This is a genomic window from Deefgea chitinilytica (assembly GCF_016881405.1).
GTDB lineage: Bacteria > Pseudomonadota > Gammaproteobacteria > Burkholderiales > Chitinibacteraceae > Deefgea > Deefgea chitinilytica.
On the sequence record NZ_WOFE01000001.1, the window covers coordinates 182,903 to 204,716 of the forward strand.

The 21,814-nt window shown below is 48.1% G+C and carries 16 protein-coding genes; 9 read left to right on the forward strand and 7 right to left on the reverse strand.

The features are described from left to right. Positions 1 to 16: 16 nt before the first annotated feature. From aroE to GM173_RS00895, 8 genes are all read left to right on the forward strand, one after another. Positions 17 to 853: a shikimate dehydrogenase gene (gene aroE, locus GM173_RS00860; RefSeq protein WP_203569445.1), complete on the forward strand. Its 837-nt coding sequence runs from the start codon at positions 17 to 19 to the stop codon at positions 851 to 853. Positions 854 to 937: 84 nt separating this feature from the next. After that, a complete protein-coding gene (mtgA, locus tag GM173_RS00865; RefSeq protein ID WP_203569446.1) occupies positions 938 to 1,639 on the forward strand; it encodes a monofunctional biosynthetic peptidoglycan transglycosylase in 702 nt (233 codons plus the stop codon). A gap of 122 nt (positions 1,640 to 1,761) precedes the next feature. Continuing rightward, positions 1,762 to 4,248 (forward strand): CHASE2 domain-containing serine/threonine-protein kinase, encoded by a 2,487-nt coding sequence (locus GM173_RS00870; protein WP_239078179.1) that lies wholly within the window; start codon positions 1,762 to 1,764, stop codon positions 4,246 to 4,248. Then, a complete protein-coding gene (locus tag GM173_RS00875) occupies positions 4,223 to 5,059 on the forward strand; it encodes a Stp1/IreP family PP2C-type Ser/Thr phosphatase (RefSeq protein ID WP_203569448.1) in 837 nt (278 codons plus the stop codon). The genes GM173_RS00870 and GM173_RS00875 overlap by 26 nt, the downstream gene beginning before the upstream one ends. Positions 5,060 to 5,079: 20 nt before the next feature. Then, positions 5,080 to 5,712, forward strand: a complete 633-nt coding sequence (locus GM173_RS00880; protein WP_203569449.1) for an FHA domain-containing protein — start codon at positions 5,080 to 5,082, stop codon at positions 5,710 to 5,712. A 4-nt stretch (positions 5,713 to 5,716) separates the two neighbouring features. After that, complete coding sequence (locus GM173_RS00885; RefSeq protein WP_203569450.1) at positions 5,717 to 6,484, forward strand: MBL fold metallo-hydrolase; 768 nt, start codon at positions 5,717 to 5,719, stop codon at positions 6,482 to 6,484. Between the two features lies 1 nt (position 6,485). Continuing rightward, on the forward strand, positions 6,486 to 8,828 hold the full coding sequence (locus GM173_RS00890; RefSeq protein WP_203569451.1) for a GspE/PulE family protein: 2,343 nt from the start codon (positions 6,486 to 6,488) through the stop codon (positions 8,826 to 8,828). Positions 8,829 to 8,845: 17 nt separating this feature from the next. Then, a complete protein-coding gene (locus tag GM173_RS00895; protein WP_203569452.1) occupies positions 8,846 to 10,438 on the forward strand; it encodes an HD domain-containing phosphohydrolase in 1,593 nt (530 codons plus the stop codon). Positions 10,439 to 10,477: 39 nt separating this feature from the next. On the opposite strand, the gene GM173_RS00900 is transcribed toward GM173_RS00895, so the two are convergent. From GM173_RS00900 to GM173_RS00930, 7 genes are all read right to left on the reverse strand, one after another. Next, positions 10,478 to 12,103 (reverse strand): cyclic-di-GMP receptor FimW-related protein, encoded by a 1,626-nt coding sequence (locus GM173_RS00900; RefSeq protein WP_203569453.1) that lies wholly within the window; start codon positions 12,101 to 12,103, stop codon positions 10,478 to 10,480. Continuing rightward, positions 12,100 to 12,510: an HIT family protein gene (locus GM173_RS00905; protein WP_203569454.1), complete on the reverse strand. Its 411-nt coding sequence runs from the start codon at positions 12,508 to 12,510 to the stop codon at positions 12,100 to 12,102. The genes GM173_RS00900 and GM173_RS00905 overlap by 4 nt, the downstream gene beginning before the upstream one ends. 112 nt (positions 12,511 to 12,622) lie before the next feature. After that, complete coding sequence (locus GM173_RS00910) at positions 12,623 to 16,498, reverse strand: DUF3683 domain-containing protein (RefSeq protein ID WP_239078181.1); 3,876 nt, start codon at positions 16,496 to 16,498, stop codon at positions 12,623 to 12,625. Positions 16,499 to 16,752: 254 nt separating this feature from the next. After that, positions 16,753 to 17,760, reverse strand: a complete 1,008-nt coding sequence (locus tag GM173_RS00915) for a tetratricopeptide repeat protein (RefSeq protein WP_203569455.1) — start codon at positions 17,758 to 17,760, stop codon at positions 16,753 to 16,755. A gap of 65 nt (positions 17,761 to 17,825) precedes the next feature. Continuing rightward, positions 17,826 to 18,980 carry an iron-containing alcohol dehydrogenase gene (locus tag GM173_RS00920; RefSeq protein WP_203569456.1) on the reverse strand — a complete coding sequence of 385 codons (1,155 nt, stop codon included), beginning with the start codon at positions 18,978 to 18,980 and terminating at the stop codon, positions 17,826 to 17,828. Positions 18,981 to 19,138: 158 nt separating this feature from the next. Beyond that, a complete protein-coding gene (locus tag GM173_RS00925; RefSeq protein ID WP_203569457.1) occupies positions 19,139 to 20,161 on the reverse strand; it encodes a tetratricopeptide repeat protein in 1,023 nt (340 codons plus the stop codon). A gap of 61 nt (positions 20,162 to 20,222) precedes the next feature. Then, positions 20,223 to 20,846: an IMPACT family protein gene (locus GM173_RS00930; RefSeq protein WP_203569458.1), complete on the reverse strand. Its 624-nt coding sequence runs from the start codon at positions 20,844 to 20,846 to the stop codon at positions 20,223 to 20,225. Positions 20,847 to 20,979: 133 nt separating this feature from the next. Between GM173_RS00930 and GM173_RS00935 the strand changes: the two genes are divergently transcribed. Further along, positions 20,980 to 21,750, forward strand: a complete 771-nt coding sequence (locus tag GM173_RS00935; protein WP_239078182.1) for an HAD-IIA family hydrolase — start codon at positions 20,980 to 20,982, stop codon at positions 21,748 to 21,750. Positions 21,751 to 21,814 lie beyond the last annotated feature (64 nt).

Here is a 21,814-nt window from a genome sequence, read left to right on the forward strand (position 1 = left end):
TGCGCCGCGACTTCAAATGACTCAGCCGACTTATGTTGTTATTGGCAATCCGATTGCCCACTCCAAATCTCCGCAAATCCATGCTTTGTTCGCGGCCCAATTTCCAGGTCATCCTGCTGTTACAGACTTTTTTTATGATCGACTGCTTGCCCCTTTAGATGGTTTTGCCGCTGCGGTTCATGATTTTGCTGTTGCTGGCGGGCGTGGTGCCAATGTGACGGTGCCGTTTAAAGAAGACGCATATCGCTTTGCGGCAGAGTTAACTACACGGGCGCAAGCTGCGGGTGCAGTGAACACTTTGAAACGCTTGTCGAGTGGTAACTGGTTGGGTGATAACACCGATGGCGCGGGCTTGGTCGCTGATGTTTTGCGGCACGTTGAGATTAAAGACCGACGTATCTTGCTGCTTGGCGCAGGAGGGGCGGCACGCGGCGTAATACTACCCTTACTGGCACAGCAGCCGGCAAGTCTTTCATTGGCGAATCGAACACTCAGTAAAGCAGAAGGATTGTTAAACCAATTTTCTACAATGAGCACCATTCCTTTGTTGGCGCATGAATTCAGCCATTTGAATTCAGATTACGATTTAATTATTAATGCGACTTCAGCCAGCCTCGGTGGCGAGCGCTTACCGATTACCAATTCTGTTTTTGCGCCCAATGCACTGGCCTACGACATGATGTATGGCAAAGTAGAAACGCCGTTTTTGGCGCAAGCGCGGGAAGCTGGTGTTACGCTGCGTGTTGATGGTTTGGGTATGCTGGTGGGGCAAGCGGCGGAGGCGTTTGAGTTGTGGACTAGTTTACGCCCTGATGTCGAGCCAGTTTTGCAATGGATGCGCGAACAGCTCTAATCAGTTGATTGAATAAAATATGATGTATATGACTGTAACCATTAATAAATAATGGCTACAGTCGCATACTTGAGTAGAGAAGTGATGAATAAAGTTGGGGTTCTGGGCTGGATAGGGCGTGGTTTTGCTGTCTTGTTGGCATTGATTTTGTTGTGGAATATCTGGATGGTGCTGCATATCGTCGCATGGCGTTGGGTGCACCCCAGCAATACGGCCTTTATGTCAGTGCAATTGGATCGATTGCAGGCGAGCAATCCCGCTGCTGAGTTAAAGCATGAATGGGTGGATTACGAGCAAATTTCGCCGAATTTAAAGCGAGCGTTGGTGGCTTCGGAAGACGCCAAATTCCTTGATCATGAAGGTTTTGATTGGGAAGGTATGCAAACAGCGTGGGAAAAAAATATCAAGAAAGGCCGCATCGTGGCGGGCGGCTCGACCATCACCCAGCAGTTGGCAAAAAATCTCTTTTTATCTGGCAGCAAAAATCCGTTACGCAAACTCGAAGAGGCGTTTTTGACGGTGATGATTGAGCTGATTTTAGATAAACAGCGGATTTTTGAAATTTATTTGAATGTGATTGAGTGGGGTGACGGTGTGTTTGGCGCGCAAGCCGCGGCTGAGCATTACTATAAAACCAGCGCTAAAAAGCTCAGCGTTGCGCAATCGGCAAAACTGGCTTCAATGGTTACCAATCCTCGCTATTATGATAAAAACCGCAGCGATCGACGTTTACTGCGTAAAGCTGCGATTATCCAGCGCCGTATGCCGTATGCCGATATTCCATAAATTGACGACAGCGATCATATTAAATCGCTGTATCAACTGAATTTACTGATAGCATCAAACAATAAAAAATGAGGTGATGCATGCATTTAAAATGGTGGCGAAGCGATGCAGCAGTTGCTGCCATGGTTTTGATTCTATTTTTTATCTTTTGGCTCGCCACTCCAATGATTCGCAGCTTGGAATCGCAAGCTTATGATGTGGCAATGAGCCAGATTGAGCGCAGCCCATCTCCTAAAATTTCAGTGATTGCCATCGATCAGCAAAGTTTAGATAACTTGGGCCGTTGGCCATGGTCGCGCGAAATTCACGCCAAAATGATTGCGCAATTGCGGCAAGGTGGCGCGCAATTGATTGTACCGACGGTTTTTTTTACCGAACCGCAACGCGATCGCGGTTTGGATTTCATTGAAAAACTTGCGCAACAAATTGCTGCCAATCCAGAAGCCTATCCCGCCCTGCTCAATGACAATGTACAAGTTGCGCTACAAAATCTGAATGTTGATCGTCTGTTGGCGGAGCAGATTGGTGCCGCAGGGAATGTGTTATTGCCGATGATGTTCAGCTTGGGTGAGCAAGCGGGTGAAGCCACGCATGAGCTACCAGAGTTTGTGATGCGCCAAGAAATTGAGGGCAGTGGTGATGCCACGCTCGGTATGCCGCAATCGGTCATCAATCCAGTTTTACCGATTGCAGACATCGGTGAGCGCGCCAAAGGCGTCGCTTCACTGAATTTAGATCCCGACGCCGATGGCGTTGTGCGCCGTATCCCGCTGGCACTGCGTTATTATGATGCGATTTTCCCTTCATTTTTGACCCTCACCGCCGCCAAAAGTCTCAATATTCCAAACCGCCAAGTGAATGTGAATTTCGCTCGTTCGTTATCAATCGGGCCAATGCGCTTTGCCACTGAGCCAGATAGCACCTTTTTGCCGCATTTTTATGCCAATCAACATGGTAAACCGGCTTTTCAAGTCGACTCTTTTTATGATGTGCTGGCAGGCAAAATTCCGGCGAACAAATATCGCGATCAAATTGTTTTAATCGGAGCGACTGCGCCTGGAATTGGCGCGGCTTTGACATCACCTGTACTGGCTAACAATGCACCTGTTGAGCTGTTTGCGCATAATTTATCGGCGATGCTGTCGCAACACTATTACACGCCAATGCGCTGGGGTTTTGCGATCACCTTGAGTTTGGTGCTCTTTGTTGCTTTGTATTTGGCTTTGATTTTGCCGCGTTTACGCGCTAAAGCAGGGGCGATTTCTACTGGTGTGATGCTGTTGACCCTAATGCTCATGCACTATGTTTTGATGAGTAGTTTGATGATTTGGCTGCCTCTGATGGCGCCAGCGAGTTTATTGCTACTGGGGCATTTGGCATTGACGACCAAGCGCTATTTATGGACGGAAGCAAAGGGCGATCAATCGGCCAATGAGTCTGCCGAATCGAATCGGATGCTAGGCTTGGCATTCCAAGGTCAAGGCCAATTGGATATGGCGTTTGATAAATTGCGCCGTGTACCGTTGGATGACGGCATGATGGAGGTGATGTACAACCTTGGCCTTGATTTTGAGCGTAAGCGTCAATTTAACAAGGCCGAATCGGTGTATCGCCTGATGGCCAAACACGATGCTAAGTTTAGAGATTTGCCAGAAAAACTTAAAATGGCGCAGCAGATGTCGGAGACGGTGATTCTAGGCGCCGGTGCCGCGGGCGGTACAATGATATTGGCGGGTGGCGATGTTGAAAAACCCATGTTGGGTCGCTATCAGCTGGAAAAGGAGTTGGGTAAAGGCGCGATGGGCGTCGTGTATTTAGGTAAAGATCCTAAAATTGGCCGAGAAGTTGCGATTAAAACCCTCGCTTTGTCGCAAGAATTTGAGGCTGATTTGTTAGACGAAGCACGGCAACGTTTTTTCCGTGAGGCGGAAACCGCGGGTAAGCTCAATCACCCGAATATTGTGACGATTTTTGATGCCGGCGAAGAACACGATTTGGCCTATATTGCGATGGAATTTCTACATGGTGAAGACCTCACGCCGTATACGCGGCCGGAACAGTTGCTGCCGATGTTGGAAGTGATTACCTTGGTGAAGCAAATTGCCTTGGCTTTGGATTACGCGCATCAAGCTGGAGTGGTGCATCGGGATATTAAGCCTGCCAATGTGATGTATGATCGCGCCCTCGGTGTGGCGAAGGTCACAGATTTTGGGATCGCGCGGATTACTGATTCGAGTAAAACCAAAACAGGAATGGTGCTGGGAACGCCGTCTTTTATGTCGCCTGAACAATTAGCTGGCCATCGAATTGATGGCCGATCGGATTTGTTTTCCTTGGGTGTAATGTTGTATCAATTATTAACAGGGCATCTGCCTTTTGTGGGGAGCTCGATGGCTGAGCTGATGTATCGGATTACGCAGCAACCACCGACTGATCCACGGAAATATACCCCTAAGATGCCAGCTATTTTGGTGAAAATTTTATTGAAATCAATGGACAAAGATCTCAGCCAACGTTTTCAAACGGGGGCTCATTTTGCGCAAGTTTTAGCAAAATTAGAGGTGGCGATAAAAGGAGTTGCGGATGCGCAGTCTAGCAACGGCTCTTGAAATTTGTGGTCTGACTGACGTAGGTAAACTGCGTGACCATAATGAAGATGCAATCAGTTTTGACACAGATATTGGCTTAGTCATACTTGCCGATGGGATGGGCGGTTACAATGCAGGTGAAGTCGCCAGCGGCATTGCCACACAGGTGATGACTGAAGTGATGCGGGCACAATTGGCTGCGATGCCAGCGCACATTAAAACTGCAGGTAGTTTGTGGCCAGTAGCGCATGAAATGTTGTTGATCGCTGTAGATCGATCAAATTCGCTAATTTTTCAGACGGCGGAGCAACATCCTCAGTGTGCCGGGATGGGGACAACTTTAGTCGGCGCCTTGTTTTACGATAATCATTTGGCAGTGGCGCATGTCGGTGATTCACGTGCCTATCGGTTTCGGCAGCAAGAATTAACGCAATTGTCTCGCGACCATTCGTTTTTGCAAGAACAGATTGATGCGGGCTTATTGACAGTAGAAGAGGCGCGTTATGCGCCGCATAAGAATTTAGTTACCCGCGCAGTAGGTATTGCACCGATGGTGCAAACCGAGCTACATGAATATGCTGTTGAGCCCGATGATATCTATCTGTTTTGCTCAGATGGTTTAAGCGATATGCTCGATGATGAGTCGATCCAAGCTATTTTGTCGGTGCAAGCTCATAATTTAGTGTTAGCCACGCAAACCTTGGTTGAGCAAGCGAATGCGATGGGCGGGAAAGACAATATTTCCGTGATTTTAGTGCGAATTCGGCGAGATTTTGGCGTTGATGACGGAATTTGGAAAAAAGTAGGCGGATGGTTTGGCGCCGGTAATTAAAGTTTTGGAATCAATAACTCATGGCAAAATTATTTTTAAGTCTGGAAGGTAATCCTGTTAAAGAGTTCCGACTAACTCGGCATCGTACATCGATTGGCCGACGCTCAACAAACGACATCCAGATTGATAATTTGGCGGTGTCGGGTGAGCATGCGATCCTTGAGTTAGTGGGCCAAATCTATTTTATTGAAGATCAAAAAAGCACCAACGGTACTTCGGTGAACGGCGAGAAAATCCAGCGTCATCCATTGCGCGATGGTGATGAAATCAAAATTGGCAAATATAGCTTAAAGTTTTGGCGTGAAGCGGGCGCAGAAGCGAACGGCACAGATTTTGAACGCACCATGATTCTACACGCCGCTGCGCAGCCACAATTTAAAGCCGGCGCTGAGCAAACTGCGGTGGTGCGGGTATTAACTGGTGCGAATGCTGGGCGCGAATTAGTTTTGACTAAAAATACGACGACCTTAGGTAAGGCCGGAGTGCAAGTCGCGGTAATTAATCGTCGCGGTTTAGATTATTTTTTGGCTCATATTGAGGGAGCAAAGCGACCTGTGGTGAATGGTCGTGAAATTGGTGAGCAGCCGCATCAATTAATCGAAGAAGATTTAATTGAGATTTTAGGAATCCGAATGGCTTTTTTCTATCGGTAATGCGATGAGTACATTGCGTGTTTTAGGTTGTAGCGGTGGTATTGGCGGCGCCAATCGCACGACTTCATTTTTGCTTAATCAAACGATCTTAATCGACGCAGGTACCGGCGTTGGTGATTTGAGCATGGACCAATTGCTGCAAATCGAGCATGTATTTATTACTCACGCACATTTAGATCACATTGCTTGTTTGCCACTGTTGATTGATTCAACCATCGGCGCACGTACCGCGCCAGTCACTGTACATGCCTCTGCTGAGACGATTCAGGTCTTAAAAAACCATATTTTTAACTGGCACGTTTGGCCTGATTTTAGTGTGATTCCTTCTGCGGAGGAGGCGTTTTTGCGCTACTCACCGCACGAACTTGGCGAGCCTTACCGGGTTGATGGGCTCACAATCACGCCTTTGCCTGCTGAACACACCGTACCTGCGGTTGCGTTTCAGATTGATAACGACCGTTCATCGATTGTTTTTAGTGGTGATACCGTTGGTGGCCAGCAATTTTGGCAAGTGGTTAATCAAATTACTAATCTAAAGACATTGATTATTGAAACGGCGTTTGCTGAACGAGAATTGCCGTTGGCTTTGTTGGCCAAACATCTTTGCCCTAGTACTTTAGCCACTGAATTACAAAATTTAGCGAGTCATGTCGAAGTTCTAATTACTCATTTAAAACCCGCTGATAGCGATTTAACGATCGCTGAAGTGCTCAATTTAGACCACGTTCACCCAATTCGTCGACTTTTGCAGGGTGAAATATTGGAGTTCTAAAATGCCCAATGCCGCATCAGGCTCTCATGTAACCTTCATGCATGATTTGCAGGTCTTAACAACCCAAATTCATGCCACGGTTCGTTTAGATGAGTTATTGACAGAGATAAGCCCTGATGTTTGCCGTGTTTTTGGCTGCGAGCGTTTTACCATGTATATCGTGAGTGAAGATGGTCGCGATTTGATTGCTAAAGTCAAAACGGGGATGGAAGGCGTTCGTGAGTTGCGCATTACGATCAATGACCGCAGCTTAGCTGGTTTTGCCGCCAATCATAAACAATTACTGAATATTGCGGATGTGTATGATGATGCGGAGTTAAAGCAGTATGGACCAAATCTGCAATTTTTGAACGTAGTCGATCAAAAAACGGGTTTTCGTTCCAGAGAAATGTTGGTTTTGCCGATTCTCAATGACGCAGATGGCACCTTAGTGGGGGTGTTGCAATTGATGAATCGCCGTGAAAAACAGCCGTTTAGCGCTGATTTGTGTCATGGTGCTCAGTTGCTTGCCAAAACGCTGGCCGTCGCGTTGAAGCAACGTAAAACGGCTGCAAATCCTTTTGTTCCCCAGCACAAATATCACCAATTGATTGTCAGCGGCGTTTTGTCACCTGCGGCATGGCAAGTTGCGCTTAAAGAGTCGCAAAAACTCCAGCAAGATATTGAGCAAGTCTTGCAAACTGGTTTTTCTGTCTCTCTGGAGCAAATCGGCGCCTCTCTGGCTGCGTTTTATGGACATCCGTACGAGCCATATCTGAATGAACGGATTAAACCGCTGGATTTATTAAAAAATATCAAACGAGAGTATGCGCTGGAGCAGCAATGGCTACCCATTGATGACACAAAAGATGGCGTACTCATCTTAACGACAGATCCAGAACGTTTGCGCTTAAGCCATGCTAGCCAGTTGTTTGCCGATAAAAAATTGCACATCAAAATTACGACGCGGCAAGAATTTATCCGTACGGTCGACCAGTTTTTCGGCGCTTTAGCTGATGGCAGCATCGATGTTTTATTAGGAACGATGCACGACGAAGATGAAGTGCAAACGCTGAGCGCCGAAGAAGTGAGTGCCGCTCAAGATAACGAGGTAGTAAAACTCGTTAATCAAATTATTTGTGATGCGCACCGTCAAGGTGCATCGGACATTCATATTGAGCCTTATCCTGGCTCGGCTAAGACGCAAATTCGCTTTCGGCGCGATGGTGATTTGGTTCAATACCGCGAAGTTCCGTCGGCTTACCGCAACCCGTTGGTGACGCGGATCAAAATCATGTGTGATTTGGATATCAGCGAACGGCGTAAGCCGCAAGATGGCAAAATTAAATTGAAGAAGTTTGTGCCGACTTTAGATATTGAATTACGGGTTGCTACGATACCTACCGCCGGAGGCTTGGAGGACGTGGTAATGCGGATTTTGGCCGCAGGTGAACCGATGCCGCTAGAGAAATTGGCCTTGTCGCAGCGTAACTTGGCTCGCTTAAAAACAGTAATTGCCAAACCGTATGGTTTGTTTTTTGTTTGCGGGCCAACAGGTTCCGGAAAGACCACCACTTTGCATTCGGTGCTGAAATACCTTAATCGCGCTGAAACTAAAATTTGGACTGCTGAAGATCCGGTTGAGATTACCCAAAAAGGTCTGCGCCAAGTGCAAGTCAACGTCAAAGCTGGCCTGACCTTTGCGACAGTGATGCGTTCCTTTTTGCGGGCCGATCCTGATGTGATTATGGTTGGCGAAATGCGCGATATTGAAACTACTGCAATGGGGGTGGAAGCTTCGTTGACTGGGCATTTAGTGCTCTCTACCTTACATACTAATAGCGCACCGGAATCGATTATTCGTCTATTGGACATGGGGATGGATCCGTTTAATTTTTCCGATGCATTATTGGGGATTTTGGCGCAGCGATTGGCGCGTCGCTTGTGCCCGAAATGCCGTGAGGCTTATGTGCCAGAGGCGGATGAGTTGGAGCAACTGCTTAATGAATACGCCGATGAGTTAAGACATACTCCGGCTTGGCTACGTGATCCGGATGCTGAGTTATTAGCGCTACGACAAGAGTGGCAAACCAATTTTGCGGATCAAAATGGCCATTATCGTTTGTATCGCGCTGTGGGTTGTGCTGAATGCCACAATACCGGCTATCACGGTCGCGTGGGTTTGCATGAATTAATGATCGGTACTGATGCGGCTAAAAAATTAATTCAGGAACATGCGCGTGTGGCTGCCTTGTTATCTTGTGCTTTGCAAGAGGGGATGCGCACCTTGAAACAAGATGGCATTGAAAAAGTGATGCAGGGTATTACCGACATGGCTCAGATTAGAGCGGTTTGCATTAAATAACCCACAGGGGGTATATCATGAATGCCGCAGAATTTCATGAGCGATTAGAGAAGCTTAATTCAATTGGGATTGCGCTCTCGGGTGAAACACATATTCACCGTTTGGTTGAAAGCATCTTGGTTGCTGCGACCGATTTAGTGCAGGCCGATGCGGGTACGCTGTATTTAATTCGAGATCAGCAACTGCACTTTGAAATTGTATTGAATACCTCATTAGGCATCGCGATGGGGGGGACAAGTGGCGTTGCGATTACTTTTCCGAGTATTCCTTTAGTCAATCAGGATGGCACGCCCAATTTGGCCAATGTGGTTGCTTGCGCGGTGAATCAGAATAAGACGATTAATGTTCCTGACGCCTACGCGACCGATGATGAATATGACTTTTCTGGTACACGCCGCTTTGATCAGAGTTCTGGTTACCATTCCAAATCATTTCTTTCGGTACCAATGCGCAATCACGAGGGCGAAGTGATTGGCGCTTTACAACTGATTAATGCCACTACGCCCTTGCATGAAATTATCGCGTTTTCCAGTAGCGATCAGCATTTGGTTGAGTCTCTGGCTTCGCAAGCGGCGATTGCGATTACCAATCGCATGCTGATTAATTCGCTGCAGAAACTGTTTGAAGGGTTTATTAATTTGATCAATCTGGCGATTGATGACAAATCGCCTTATACCAGCGGGCATTGTCAGCGCGTTCCTGAGCTGACCATGATGCTCGCAGAAGCTGCGCACCGAACGACTGAAGGTGCTTTGGCGCACTTTACCCTGACCGAGCGAGATCGCTACGAGCTTAAAATTGCAGGCTTACTGCATGACTGCGGAAAAATCACTACGCCAGTGCACGTGGTGGATAAGGCGACTAAATTACAGACGATTTCAGATCGGATTGAGCTGATTGATACGCGATTTGAGGTGCTGCTGCGCGATATTGAAATTCGATCGCTACGTGGGGCAATGACCCTGGCTGAATACGAGCTCGAGCGCCAACAGCTGCTTGCTGATCGAGCCTTTCTTCGCCAAGCTAATTTAGGCGGTGAAATGATGAGTGATGATGATGTTGCGCAAATCGCACGAATTGCCAAACGCCAGTGGGCGCCCAGTGGCGGCGAACAGCAAGATTTCTTGACTGCTGACGAGTTTGAAAATTTAGCCATTCGTAAAGGTACGCTAACCCCGGCCGAGCGAAAAATTATTAATCATCATATCGACGTGACGATTCAAATGTTAGAGGCTTTACCTTGGCCTAAGCATTTATTGAATGTACCAGAATACGCCGGCGGTCATCACGAGCGAATGGATGGTAAGGGATACCCAAAAGGCTTAAGACGTGATCAGATGAGTGTTCAGGCACGTATTATGGGGATTGCCGATGTGTTTGAGGCCTTGACTGCGCGTGATCGCCCGTATAAAGAAGGGATGAAATTATCAGTAGCGCTGGGCATCTTGACGCGAATGGCGTGTGAGCAGCACGTTGACCACGATTTACTTGAAGTTTTTTTGCGGGAAAAAGTATGGCTCAATTACGCCGAGCAGTTTTTGGAGCCTAGTCAATGTGACACGGTTGATATTTCGCAGTTGCTTGAAAAAATAAAGGGTATTGCCTTGTAGTCATTGTATAAAAATGCCTTTAGGGTAATACCCCTAGTTTTATTGATTCATTCCGCCTGAAGCCACAAAGTGAATGCGTTCAAAATCTAAGCCTCGGCTTAAAATGCTGACCAAACGAATCCGTGTTTGCCGATGACCATCCCACAATTCAAGCAGCCTGCCTTGGCGAAACCAGCCTGCCGGTAAAATCAATGAATTAGGCACTTGTAACGCGACAATCGCAGGGATTAACAGCACTTCGGTATGGTCTGTTTGTCCGAAGCGCGCGGCGTCTTGCGCGCGGATCGTGGCCGCTTGCGGTTGCCCTGCTAATAATTTAACGCCGATTTGTAGGTCATTGCCGTGATCGCAAAGCCACCGAATGCTGCCAATTAAAAATTGTTGCTGATCTTTGATGATGAGCAATTGCTGCAAGCTGATGCGCTCTCCATCGTGCGTGCGTTGTAGGCGAAGCCCAGTTGCAGTTTCGTCGATGGTTTGCCATGGATTGGTTAGCACCTGCGGTAAAACGATGGGGGCATTCATTGCGCTGGTTTGGCCAAATAAACGAATTTGCATTAGTTCTTGGCTGCTGAGCTGCGATTCATCTTGCGGCGGTGGTGCAAAACGACCTTCTGCCATCCAGCGATGTAAATTCGTCAGCCCAAAACCGACCGCGACTGGATTTTGAGTTTCACGTCTAGTTAGATTTCGCTCAAGCGGGTGATCGCACCACTGGCGATATAAGTCAGTCAGCAGTGCCTCAGCCGCTTGGGGACTTAGTGTGGTGCCAAGACCTATTTTTTCTGGCATTTCACCGCTACGTAGCAATTTGATTCGTTTACTCAGTGCCTGAGCGAGGAATAAGGTGCTAATTGAAGTTTGACTGTCTTTGACTGGTTTGTCTAAACGCTCTGGCGCATCTGGTGCGGCAAAATCAATCGTATAAGCAGGCCGATTTGGCAGCGTTTCTGCAATATGATCCAGTGAGCAACGGCTGGCAAACACTTCAAGACAATCATTAATCCACAAGAAATAGCGTAGGTTGTATTGAAATGGATTTGCTGCGTTCAGCAGTAAACTATGGATAAAGACATGTTCAGGGGTTGCAGAGCCGCCAATACGGATGAGGCTATCCTTGGCTTTTTTTTGCGCCACACCCAGTGTTTGAGCCAGTTGGTAATAATTAAATTGTTGCGCCCACTGCTCGCTGGGTATTGTGCTGTGGATGAGGTAATACGATGTATTGACTTTTAAGCTGTAATACAAAGTCCGCTCAGCCAATAGCGGCATGTATTCTGCTACATCGGTTTGCCCAGAGAGTGCGGCGTGCCAGCAACGGGCGTACGCATGTTCGAAGGCCTGCCATAGTTGCTGCGCATTTTGCCATGTTTGTAATTCGATCTCTGCTAATGGAATGGCTTTTTGGGTATAGCGGCTAAGTAATCCTTCTTGCAATACATGCGCAGATTCTCGAAATTGCTCGATGATTTTTAAGCTATCTAAGCCGGACACATTGCTGTGATTGAGCTCCTCGATGGCTTCGAGCATTTCTGCATGAGCGGTGGGGACATTAATGAGTGGCAATAATTTAAGCCAATCACGAGCGCTTCTTGCGTCTTGAAATGGCGATGCTTTGCTGCCGGAAATGGCGGGTAGTCGTTGCCGGAACAGATCAATACTCATGGCTGTAACTGCCCGAGTTGTTGTTTCAATTGCACTAATGCAATGTCGTTGACAAGGTGGCCGACTGGGCGAACTGCTGTTGCCCAAATTGGGGCTGGGAAGTGAGTATCATCCACCCAGCGAGGAATCATATGCCAATGCAAATGGGGCACCATATTACCGAGACTGGCTAAGTTAATTTTATCGGGTTGTAAGTGGGCGCGCACAGCAGTCTCAACCTTGCATACCAGCTGCATCAATTGGCTGCGTTCGCTGATACTTAAGTCGGTGAGTTCTGCCACATGCTGTTGCACCACTACGCGAAAAATCGGATAACCGTGTTCCATCACAAAAATGATTCGTGCAAAGTCATTTTGCCAAATGAGTTCGCCACCAGCGGCAGTGCAAAGGGGGCAATCGAGTGGCATGCTTTCTTCCGTAAATTTATAACCATTATGATTTGATTATAAACAGAATTGAGTACAAAAAAATAGGGTGCAACGATAAGCTGCACCCTATTGTGTAGAGCTTAACAATTTATTACAAAAGCACGCGCTCGATACCACCGCTGCTAGCTTGTTTGACGTATTCCGGCATCCAGTTTTGGCCTAATACGCTCTTGGCGATTTCGACCACGATGTAATCAGCCGTTGTGCCTGCGTCATCATCATAACGGCTCAAGCCTTGCATGCAAGAAGGGCAAGAAGTCAGGATCTTAACCGGTGTTTTATCATCACCCGAATCAGCTCGCAGTTTAGCTGCGCCTTTTTCCATTTCCTCTTGCTTGCGGAAGCGAACTTGGGTTGAGATATCTGGGCGAGCTACAGCAAAGGTACCTGATTCACCGCAGCAGCGATCATTTAGATCAACACGTTGCCCCATCAATTGATTGGCTACGTCGATGCCTTTATACGTTTTCATCGGGGTATGGCATGGCTCATGATACATATACTGGGTACCGCTCAGACCTTCAAGCTTGACGCCTTTTTCAAGCAGATACTCATGAATGTCAAGTAAGCGGCAGCCAGGGAAAATTTCTTCAAAGCGATATTTCTGCAGCTGATCCATACACGTACCGCATGAAACGAGTACCGTTTTGATATCCAGATAATTGAGTGTATTGGCTAAACGGTGGAATAACACGCGGTTATCCATCGTGATTTTGTCGCCTTTATCCTGCTGGCCGCTCGAGGTTTGCGGATAGCCGCAGCACAAATAGCCTGGCGGCAATACGGTGGTCGCGCCAACGTGCCACAGCATGGCTTGTGTTGCCAAACCAACTTGGCTAAACAAACGCTCAGAGCCGCAACCCGGGAAGTAAAATACCGCTTCAGTGTCTTCATTCAGGCGTTTTGGATCGCGAATCACTGGCACCACATTGCTGTCTTCCACATCGAGCAAGGCTCGCGCGGTTTTCTTCGGCAATCCACCCGGCATTGGTTTGTTCACGAAGTGAATCACTTGTGCTTTGAGCGAAGCTGTGCCCAATGTGGCTGGTGGCGCTTTGGTCACACCTTTAATCAAGCCAAAACGTTTAGCGAGGGTATGCGCGACACGTTGGCCTTGATAACCCCATTCGATCATCGCTTTACGCATCAATTTGATCGTTGCCGGGTCTTTCATCGTCAAGAACGCCATCCCCAGTGCAGAGCCGGGGTTAAATTTCTTCTTGCCTTCTTTACGCAAGAAATTACGCATCGCAATGGTCACATCGCCAAAATCGATGTCAACAGGGCAAGGATTGACGCAGCGATGGCAAACGGTGCAATGGTCAGCCACATCACCCAGTTCCTCAAAGTGTTTCAATGAAATGCCACGGCGGGTTTGCTCTTCGTACAGGAAGGCTTCAGTCAGTAAGCCCGTTGCCAAGATTTTATTGCGTGGGCTATAGAGCAAATTCGCGCGCGGTACATGCGTTGAGCACACAGGTTTGCACTTGCCGCAACGCAAGCAATCTTTGACCATATTGCTGATATTGCCGATGTCCGATTGCTCCAGAATCAACGATTCAGTGCCAAGCAAGCTAAACGATGGCGTATAGGCATCGCGCAAATCAGCGCCTGGCATCAGTTTGCCTTTATTGAAATGCCCGTTTGGATCGATTTTTTGTTTATACGCTTCAAATGGTGCCAGTTCTTCGCGCGTTAAGAACTCATACTTGGTAATACCAATACCGTGCTCACCCGAAATAACGCCGTTGAGTTCACGCGCTACCTGCATAATTCGCGCTACCGCATGGTGCGCGCGTTGCAGCATTTCATAGTCGTCAGAATTGACCGGAATATTGGTGTGCACATTGCCGTCTCCTGCGTGCATATGCAGCGCGACCCAAGTGCGGCTTTTCAATACCTTTTGCTGGATGGCATGAATCGCATCCAGAATTAATTTATCCGCGCGACCTCCAAACAGTACTTCGAGGTCGGTGAGCAATTCGCGTTTATACGAAATCCGCAGGATGGAGTCGCGAATCGCATGAAATACGCTTTGTGGCAATTCATCAGGCCCTAGCGTTTTTTCCAGCGGCATGGTTGGGAACGCGGTTTGATAGAGTTCAAACGCATCGTCCAAATTGCGGCTGAGCCAAGTCCAGTGTGTGCGTGCTTTGTCGATCAAGGCCAGTGCAGTTTCGCGGCGGTCACCAATCAATACGTCATGGCTCACGGGCGATTCGCTGGCATCAAACGGTAGACGACCTTGCTGGAAAAACTCGGTAAATTTATCGAGTAATTCCATTTTGTTATGGATCGACAACTCGATATTGATGCGCTCAATCGCATCGGAATAATCGCCTAAACGATGCAATGGAATTACAACGTCTTCGTTAATTTTGAAGGCATTAGTGTGTTTGGCAATCGCCGCAGTGCGCGCGCGATCAAGCCAGAATTTTTTGCGTTGTTCTGGTAGTACTGCGATAAACCCTTCGCCGCCACGGGCATTGGCCAATTGCACCACATGACTGGTGGCTTCACCCAAGGCTTTTTCATCATCGGAAACAATATCCGCAATCAGTACCATTTTGGGGCGGCCTTTTGACTTGGCCTTGGTTGAATAACCGACTGCACGGACATAACGCCAATCTAAATGCTCTAAACCCGCCAGTTGCACGGTTTTGTGCGCATCGAGATAGTCTTTGATTTCAACAATCGATGGTACGGCGCGGCTGACTTCGCCAAAAAATTCCAAGCAAACCGTACGCACATGACTTGGCATCCGGTGCAGAATAAAGCGGGCGCTAGTAATCAGACCATCACAGCCTTCTTTTTGAATGCCAGGTAAACCCGCCAAGAATTTGTCGGTAACGTCTTTACCGAGGCCTTCTTTTCTGAATTTAGCGCCAGGAATGACGAGGGTTTCTTCGCCAATCTTGGTACTGCCATTCGGTTTGTATTTAGAGATTTTAAATGTGGCTTGTGCTGCGTCGTGGATTTTGCCTAGATTGTGATCCATACGCTCGATAAATAGCCAATTGCCGTCGGGATCAACCATTTTCCAGCTGACCAAATTATCAAGCGCAGTACCCCACAAGACGGCTTTTTTACCGCCGGCATTCATCGCGACATTACCACCAATACAGGAGGCGTCGGCTGAGGTTGGGTCAACGGCAAATACGAGGCCAGCGTCTTCGGCAGCTTCCATCACACGGCGGGTAACGACACCGGCGCCACATTGGATGGTGCTGACTTCGTGATCGACGCCAGGAATGCGCATTTTCTCAACGCCTTGATGGCGGTCGAGTTTTTCAGTGTTAATTACAGCAGAAAGCGGGGTGAGTGGTACTGCGCCACCAGTGTAGCCTGTGCCACCGCCACGTGGAATGATGGTCAAACCAAGCTCAATACAGGCTGCAACGAGTGGCGCCATTTCCGCTTCGGTATCAGGGCAAAGCACAACGAATGGGTATTCAACGCGCCAGTCGGTAGCGTCAGTGACGTGGCTAACACGGGCTAAACCGTCAAACTGAATATTGTCGCGTTTGGTTAGACCGCCCATTTTTTTCAGCGTTTTTTTCCGCAAAATCGCGACATCGCGGAATTCACGTTCGAAGGCATCCACCGCTTGGCGAGTACGCGCCAGTAGAATATTGACGCGTTCGTTTTCTTGGCGGCGTTTTTCGATTTCGGAGAGACGATGATGCATCGCCTCAACCAGCAATTGCAGGCGTTTGTGGTTTTCGAGTAAATCGTCTTGCACGTAAGGATTGCGCTTCACCACCCAGATGTCGCCCAACACTTCAAACAACATGCGCGCCGAACGACCTGTTTTGCGCTCTTGGCGTAATTCATCTAATACACGCCAAGCGTCTTCTCCCATCAAGCGAATGACAATTTCGCGGTCAGAAAACGAGGTGTAGTTATATGGAATTTCGCGTAAACGTTCAGGCGTTACAAGCAAAGTCGCGGCGGTGGGATCCATCATGAAGGGCGTCTCCAGCAGGCATTACGGCTAAAGAGTGAATTTTAACGGAAAAACGCGTACTGAAACTCGCAAATTTAGTGTGGGTATGTAAAGAAATCTCAATTCAATCTTAAAAATTGGATGAATTTTGATCTAATGGCGGTGCGTCGACGTGTGGGACGGGCAAATTGGAGCCTGATTGGGGGCTGTGTCACGGTGAAACAGGGGGTATCAGTGCAGTCTGATAAAGACTGCATTGCTCGCGACATTTGGATTTAGACTAAGTTGAGTTCCATTGTCTCAAGTTGTGTTTCGTGCCGTTCGGCTAAGATTTGCTGACGTAAATTGAGGTAAGCCGTTTGGTGCTGCTCAGCTAAAGCAGGCTCGCCAATCGCGGCGCATGCCTGAGCCAAGATTAAATGAATCGAAGATTGCAAGTGACGAGCGCCTAATGCGGTTGCGGTTGTTAAGGCAGTGGTGAGTTCTTCAATGGCATGAGAGTAATCGCCCTTGGCAATATGACATTCACCGAGTGTTAACAGCGTATTGGCTTCGCTCCATTGATGGATGTGCAGGCGATTGATTTTGAGCGCAACCATTAAGCTCATTTTGGCCAGTTCTAACTCGCCACGTAGTAATTGAATTCGCCCCATATGCATATAAATCTCGGCTTCATTGCGGTAGCTTTGATCGGCGCGTACCAAGGGTAAGGCGCCTTTGAGTACGGCATAAGCTTCATCTAATTGCCCGCAGGCAATTAAATCGGCGGCAATATTAATTAAAATCGCGCCTTGTAAATGATAGTCTTCCGAGCCTGCCGCTAGATCTTCCGCTTTACGATGGTGGGCAAGTGCGGTTTGAAAATGCTCGTGGGCGTAGTACAGCTGACCAAGGCCAACATGCGCTTGCACGCGCGTTTCTAGATCAATCGCGCTGTCGGGGAGGGTGAGGCAGCGATTCCAACTATCACGCGATAGGTGGTAAGCACCAAGGGTATATTGAGTTTGGGCATATAAGCAAATGGCTTTGCCCTCATACTCCCCGATATCATGCTGTTCAGCCAGCGTGCTTAATTCGCTCAGGTAGGCCAGTGTATCGTCGTTATTGCCAAAATTAAACGTTGCGATTGCACAAATCGAGAGCGCTTTGGCTTCGAGTTTGGGTTGAGCAAAACCGCGTGCTAAATCCCTTGCGCTAAAGGCAAGGTTAAGCGCTTCGCCACTTTGGGTGTGGATGAATTTTTGTGCGCGATTTAGATTATGCTCAAGTTCAGCAAGCGTCATGTTTATGCAATACAGAGTACAGGATGCGCAGCATACCACTACTGCGCAGCAAGCCCCCAGCGAGATTAATCTGCTGTGAGTAAAATGGCACGACAATCGTCGGGAGTGAGATCTAAATGTTCTCCCAGTTTCACCCGCCCATGTCGCGTCAGTTGTGCCGCAACGCCATCGGCGACAAGGTGAGCATCAAGCTGATACGCCGATAATCGGGTTGGCAAACCCATGCGCTGAAAGAAATCCTCTGTTTTTTCAATGGCCGCCTGTGCAATCACCTTATCGCTGCCGCTGAGCTGCCAAACACGGCGTCCGTATTGTGCGAGTTTGGCTTGTTTGGCTGCAAAACGATAACGCCACAGCGCCGGTAAAATAATCGCCAAGGTTTGTGCGTGGTCGAGTCCATGTAGCATGGTTAATTCATGCCCCATTGCGTGGGTAGCCCAGTCTTGTGGCTGCCCCAAACCGACCATGCCAAATAACGCTTGATTGGCCGCCCACATCAAATTGGCGCGAGCGGGGTAGTCATTCGGCTCGGCGAGCGTTTGCGGACCCACCTCGATCAGTGTTTGCAAAATCCCTTCGGCGAGCCGATCTTGTACGCGTGCGTCAGCGGGGTAGCTTAGATATTGTTCTGTCGTGTGCACAAACGCATCGACAACGCCGTTGCCGATTTGTCGCGCGGGTAAAGTCATTGTCGTTTTCGGATCGAGGATGGCAAATTGCGGGAAAACCAGTGGATTTTTGAAAGAGAGTTTATCGTTGGTTTCCCGACGCGAAATCACCGCGGCGAAATTACTCTCTGAGCCGGTCGCTGGTAAAGTGAGTACAACCCCAATTGGTAGCGCGGTTTTTAGCGCGACGCGATTACCGATAATTTGCCAGCAATCGCCTTCGTGCGGGATGGCTGCAGCAACGAATTTGGCACCGTCAATTACTGAACCACCGCCTACGGCCAAGACAAAATCGAGTTGTTGTTCGCGGGCAAATCGAACCGCGCGCATTAGTGTTTCATATTCAGGATTGGGTTCAATGCCTGAAAAAGCTTGCCAATGATGCTGACTGAGCGCCGCGGCTACTGCATCATACACCCCATTATGTTTGATACTACCGCCACCATACAGCAACAGGATTCGTGCATCGGCTGCAATCAGGGTGCTTAGCTTGCTGATTTGGCCCGCTCCAAACTCAATTTGGCATGGATTATGGAAACTAAAATTTTGCATGGCGGCCTCGATGATTGAAGGTTTTCTCGATTAGAAGAGGGATGGATGCTGCGGCTGAGTTTATCTCGTATCTGCTGAAGGCCGTGTGTCATGTTGATGGGGGCTTGATATTTCTTGATGTATTGCTTTGAAATGATTCAAATTTAATAGTTTTGGCGCTATACCTTGCTTAATCGTTGAATTTCAGACTCGAGTTGAGCTAGTCGTTGAAACAAATTAGGGTCAAGCAAGCGATGGAAATGTTCTTGATAGAGCTTGTGATGGTATTCCGATGCCTTGGTTTGTCCTAGCGTATTGAATACTTGGGCGAGGAACTGATGAATGATAAATACTTTGTGTCCGCAACCCATTTGTGTGGCCATTTCTAGCGCACGGGTAAATTCACTCAGGGAGTCGGTGAATTTACCTTCGGAGAACAATATTCTGCCTTTAACGATATACCAGCTAATTTCACCCCAAGCCCAAACTCGTACTAGGCGTTGTCCTTGCTCGATGAATTGATGTGCGGCTGCGAATTGATTTGTCAGCATCGCAATCAACGTTTTATAGGAATAAATTTCACCAAGATATTCCCTATGGTTCAGCTCGAGCGTAATTTGCTCGGCTTGATGCAAAATAGATTGAGCCGCTTCGTAGTCGGCTAATTCATATAAATCAGCGGCGATATTAATTAATAAACGCGCGCGTAATTCAGCGTCGGTCTCGTCGGTGAGCCAGCGCTCTGCTGCTTGATGATGGCGTAGTGCATCAGAAAATTGGCCGCAGGCATAGTAAATTTGTCCCACGCCAATATGGGCATGTATCCGTGTTGCGGCTGAAAATTGAGCATTACCAAGGTTGAGGCAATCTGACCAATAGTCAATCGCGGTAATGTATTCACCCAGCGTGTAGTGGGCTACGCCAAGATGATGCAAGAGATCGCCGCGCTCAAGCTCAAAGTTATGGGTTTCGGCAATCACCAGCGCGCTAAAGAGAACATGGCAGCCTTCATGAATTTGCCCGAGTCCAAATAGCATGCACATGTATTGGTGCAATACGGCGATATGTAATCGGGGCTCACAGCCCGATTTGGCTAATTCACTGGCGGCAATAGCGTGCGCAATCGACGTTGTTGGATCGATGTACGTGAGTGATTTGCTTAAGGCTAAAAGTTCGCGAATACGTGCTTCTGGATCGTTCATATTGCACCTGCACAGATCAAGCGATAAGGATACGCATTGCCGTATCAATGCTCAAACTTTTTTACAGATTGATTGAATCTGCATGTGTTTTAGCTTCAATTTCGAGTAAGCGAGTTTGGCCACGGCAAAGTTGGTGCAGTTGGTTCAGTGTGCTTAGGTAATCGTCGGCTTGAATTGACAAGCTGAGTACCACTTCGTGTTCGGTGTAGTCCAGACTTAAAATTTCACCACCATGCTGCTGTAAGTAGTGCCGCACTTTGTTTTCATCGGCAAACGGCAGCGCCAGCAAGCAGTGCTCGTAGCGAATTTGCTCAATGTACTGCGCTGCAAGTAGTGGGCTAGCAATCGCGTCGGTATACGCACGGGTAAGGCCGCCGGCACCGAGTTTGATGCCGCCAAAGTAACGAATCACTACCGCGAGTACATTGTCCAGATGTTTATGCTGCAACACTTGCATCATCGGCCGTCCTGCTGTCCCAGAGGGCTCCCCGTCATCCGACATGCCCGATTCACCACCCGCCAGCAGCGCCCAGCAGACATGACGTGCTTCAGGATGCTGTTGTTTGAATTCTTGAACCAAGAGCATCGCTGCTGCGCGATTGCTTACGGGAATAATATGCCCGATAAAGCGGCTTTTCTTGATGATGATTTCTGCAGACACTGCAGTGGCTAAAGTTGTACTCATTGCATCATTTTACGCTCTCCTGCCTTCTTGTGTAGATTACGAATGTAGATCAAGATTGGGTGGTTTTTTGACTGCGGCAACTGCAAGCTTGGTGTAGTCTTGTCAGAATGGTTTATTTCTTTGGGGTAGGTGGATGATCAAAAGTATTATTTCTGATATGGACGGCGTGATTTACCGAGGTAAACAATTGATTCCGGGCGCCAATGAGTTTGTGCAAAAACTGCTGGCCGCCAAAATTCCATTTTTATTTTTGACGAATAACGCCGAGCAAACGCCGCTGGATTTAAAGCTCAAACTAGAAAGCTTAGGGATTCATGGACTGACGGAAGACAATTTCATCACCAGCGCGATGGCCACGGCGATGTTTTTGCGCGGGCAAAAAGAGCGCGCTAAAGTCTATGTGGTCGGTGGTGGTGGCTTGATTAATGAATTGTATAAGGTAGGGTTTTCGATTTCGGAGTCGAATCCTGATTATGTTGTGGTGGCTAAATCGTCGACGTTTAGCTTTGAACAGCTGAAAAAAGCCGTTCGTTTCATCGATCAAGGAGCAAAGTTTATCGGTACCAACCCCGATATGATTGATCCGGTGGAAGGTGGCAATGAACCTGCGGCGGGCACGATACTCGCGGCGATTTCGGCGGCGACCGGCAAAAAGCCGTATATTGTCGGTAAACCCAATGCACTGATGATGATGCTGGCCAGTCGTAAATTGGGCGTCCATCCGGAGGAATGCGTCATGGTTGGTGATCGAATGGATACTGATATTGTCGGAGGTATGGAAGCGGGAATGACAACGGCGCTGGTGCTGTCGGGCGTTTCAACGTTGTCGATGTTAGATGAGTTTCCATATCGCCCCGACTATGTGTTTAATCATGTCGGTGAAATTGAGTTTAGCCAGCTTTAGTGTGCTTTCGTAAGGCTAAGCGCCTGAACAGGCGCTCAGCGCAATTCATGCCACGGAGACAGAC

Bases quoted from the DNA above. Each gene is read 5' to 3' on its own strand.
- GM173_RS00895 (WP_203569452.1), top strand. From the start codon at position 8,846: ATGAATGCCGCAGAATTTCATGAGCGATTAGAGAAGCTTAATTCAATT.
- GM173_RS00890 (WP_203569451.1), top strand. From the start codon at position 6,486: ATGCCCAATGCCGCATCAGGCTCTCATGTAACCTTCATGCATGATTTG.
- GM173_RS00920 (WP_203569456.1), bottom strand. From the start codon at position 18,980: ATGCAAAATTTTAGTTTCCATAATCCATGCCAAATTGAGTTTGGAGCG.
- GM173_RS00870 (WP_239078179.1), top strand. From the start codon at position 1,762: ATGGTTTTGATTCTATTTTTTATCTTTTGGCTCGCCACTCCAATGATT.
- GM173_RS00910 (WP_239078181.1), bottom strand. From the start codon at position 16,498: ATGATGGATCCCACCGCCGCGACTTTGCTTGTAACGCCTGAACGTTTA.
- aroE (WP_203569445.1), top strand. From the start codon at position 17: ATGACTCAGCCGACTTATGTTGTTATTGGCAATCCGATTGCCCACTCC.
- GM173_RS00915 (WP_203569455.1), bottom strand. From the start codon at position 17,760: ATGACGCTTGCTGAACTTGAGCATAATCTAAATCGCGCACAAAAATTC.
- GM173_RS00900 (WP_203569453.1), bottom strand. From the start codon at position 12,103: ATGAGTATTGATCTGTTCCGGCAACGACTACCCGCCATTTCCGGCAGC.
- GM173_RS00880 (WP_203569449.1), top strand. From the start codon at position 5,080: ATGGCAAAATTATTTTTAAGTCTGGAAGGTAATCCTGTTAAAGAGTTC.
- GM173_RS00935 (WP_239078182.1), top strand. From the start codon at position 20,980: ATGATCAAAAGTATTATTTCTGATATGGACGGCGTGATTTACCGAGGT.
- GM173_RS00930 (WP_203569458.1), bottom strand. From the start codon at position 20,846: ATGAGTACAACTTTAGCCACTGCAGTGTCTGCAGAAATCATCATCAAG.
- GM173_RS00875 (WP_203569448.1), top strand. From the start codon at position 4,223: ATGCGCAGTCTAGCAACGGCTCTTGAAATTTGTGGTCTGACTGACGTA.
- mtgA (WP_203569446.1), top strand. From the start codon at position 938: ATGAATAAAGTTGGGGTTCTGGGCTGGATAGGGCGTGGTTTTGCTGTC.
- GM173_RS00925 (WP_203569457.1), bottom strand. From the start codon at position 20,161: ATGAACGATCCAGAAGCACGTATTCGCGAACTTTTAGCCTTAAGCAAA.
- GM173_RS00905 (WP_203569454.1), bottom strand. From the start codon at position 12,510: ATGCCACTCGATTGCCCCCTTTGCACTGCCGCTGGTGGCGAACTCATT.
- GM173_RS00885 (WP_203569450.1), top strand. From the start codon at position 5,717: ATGAGTACATTGCGTGTTTTAGGTTGTAGCGGTGGTATTGGCGGCGCC.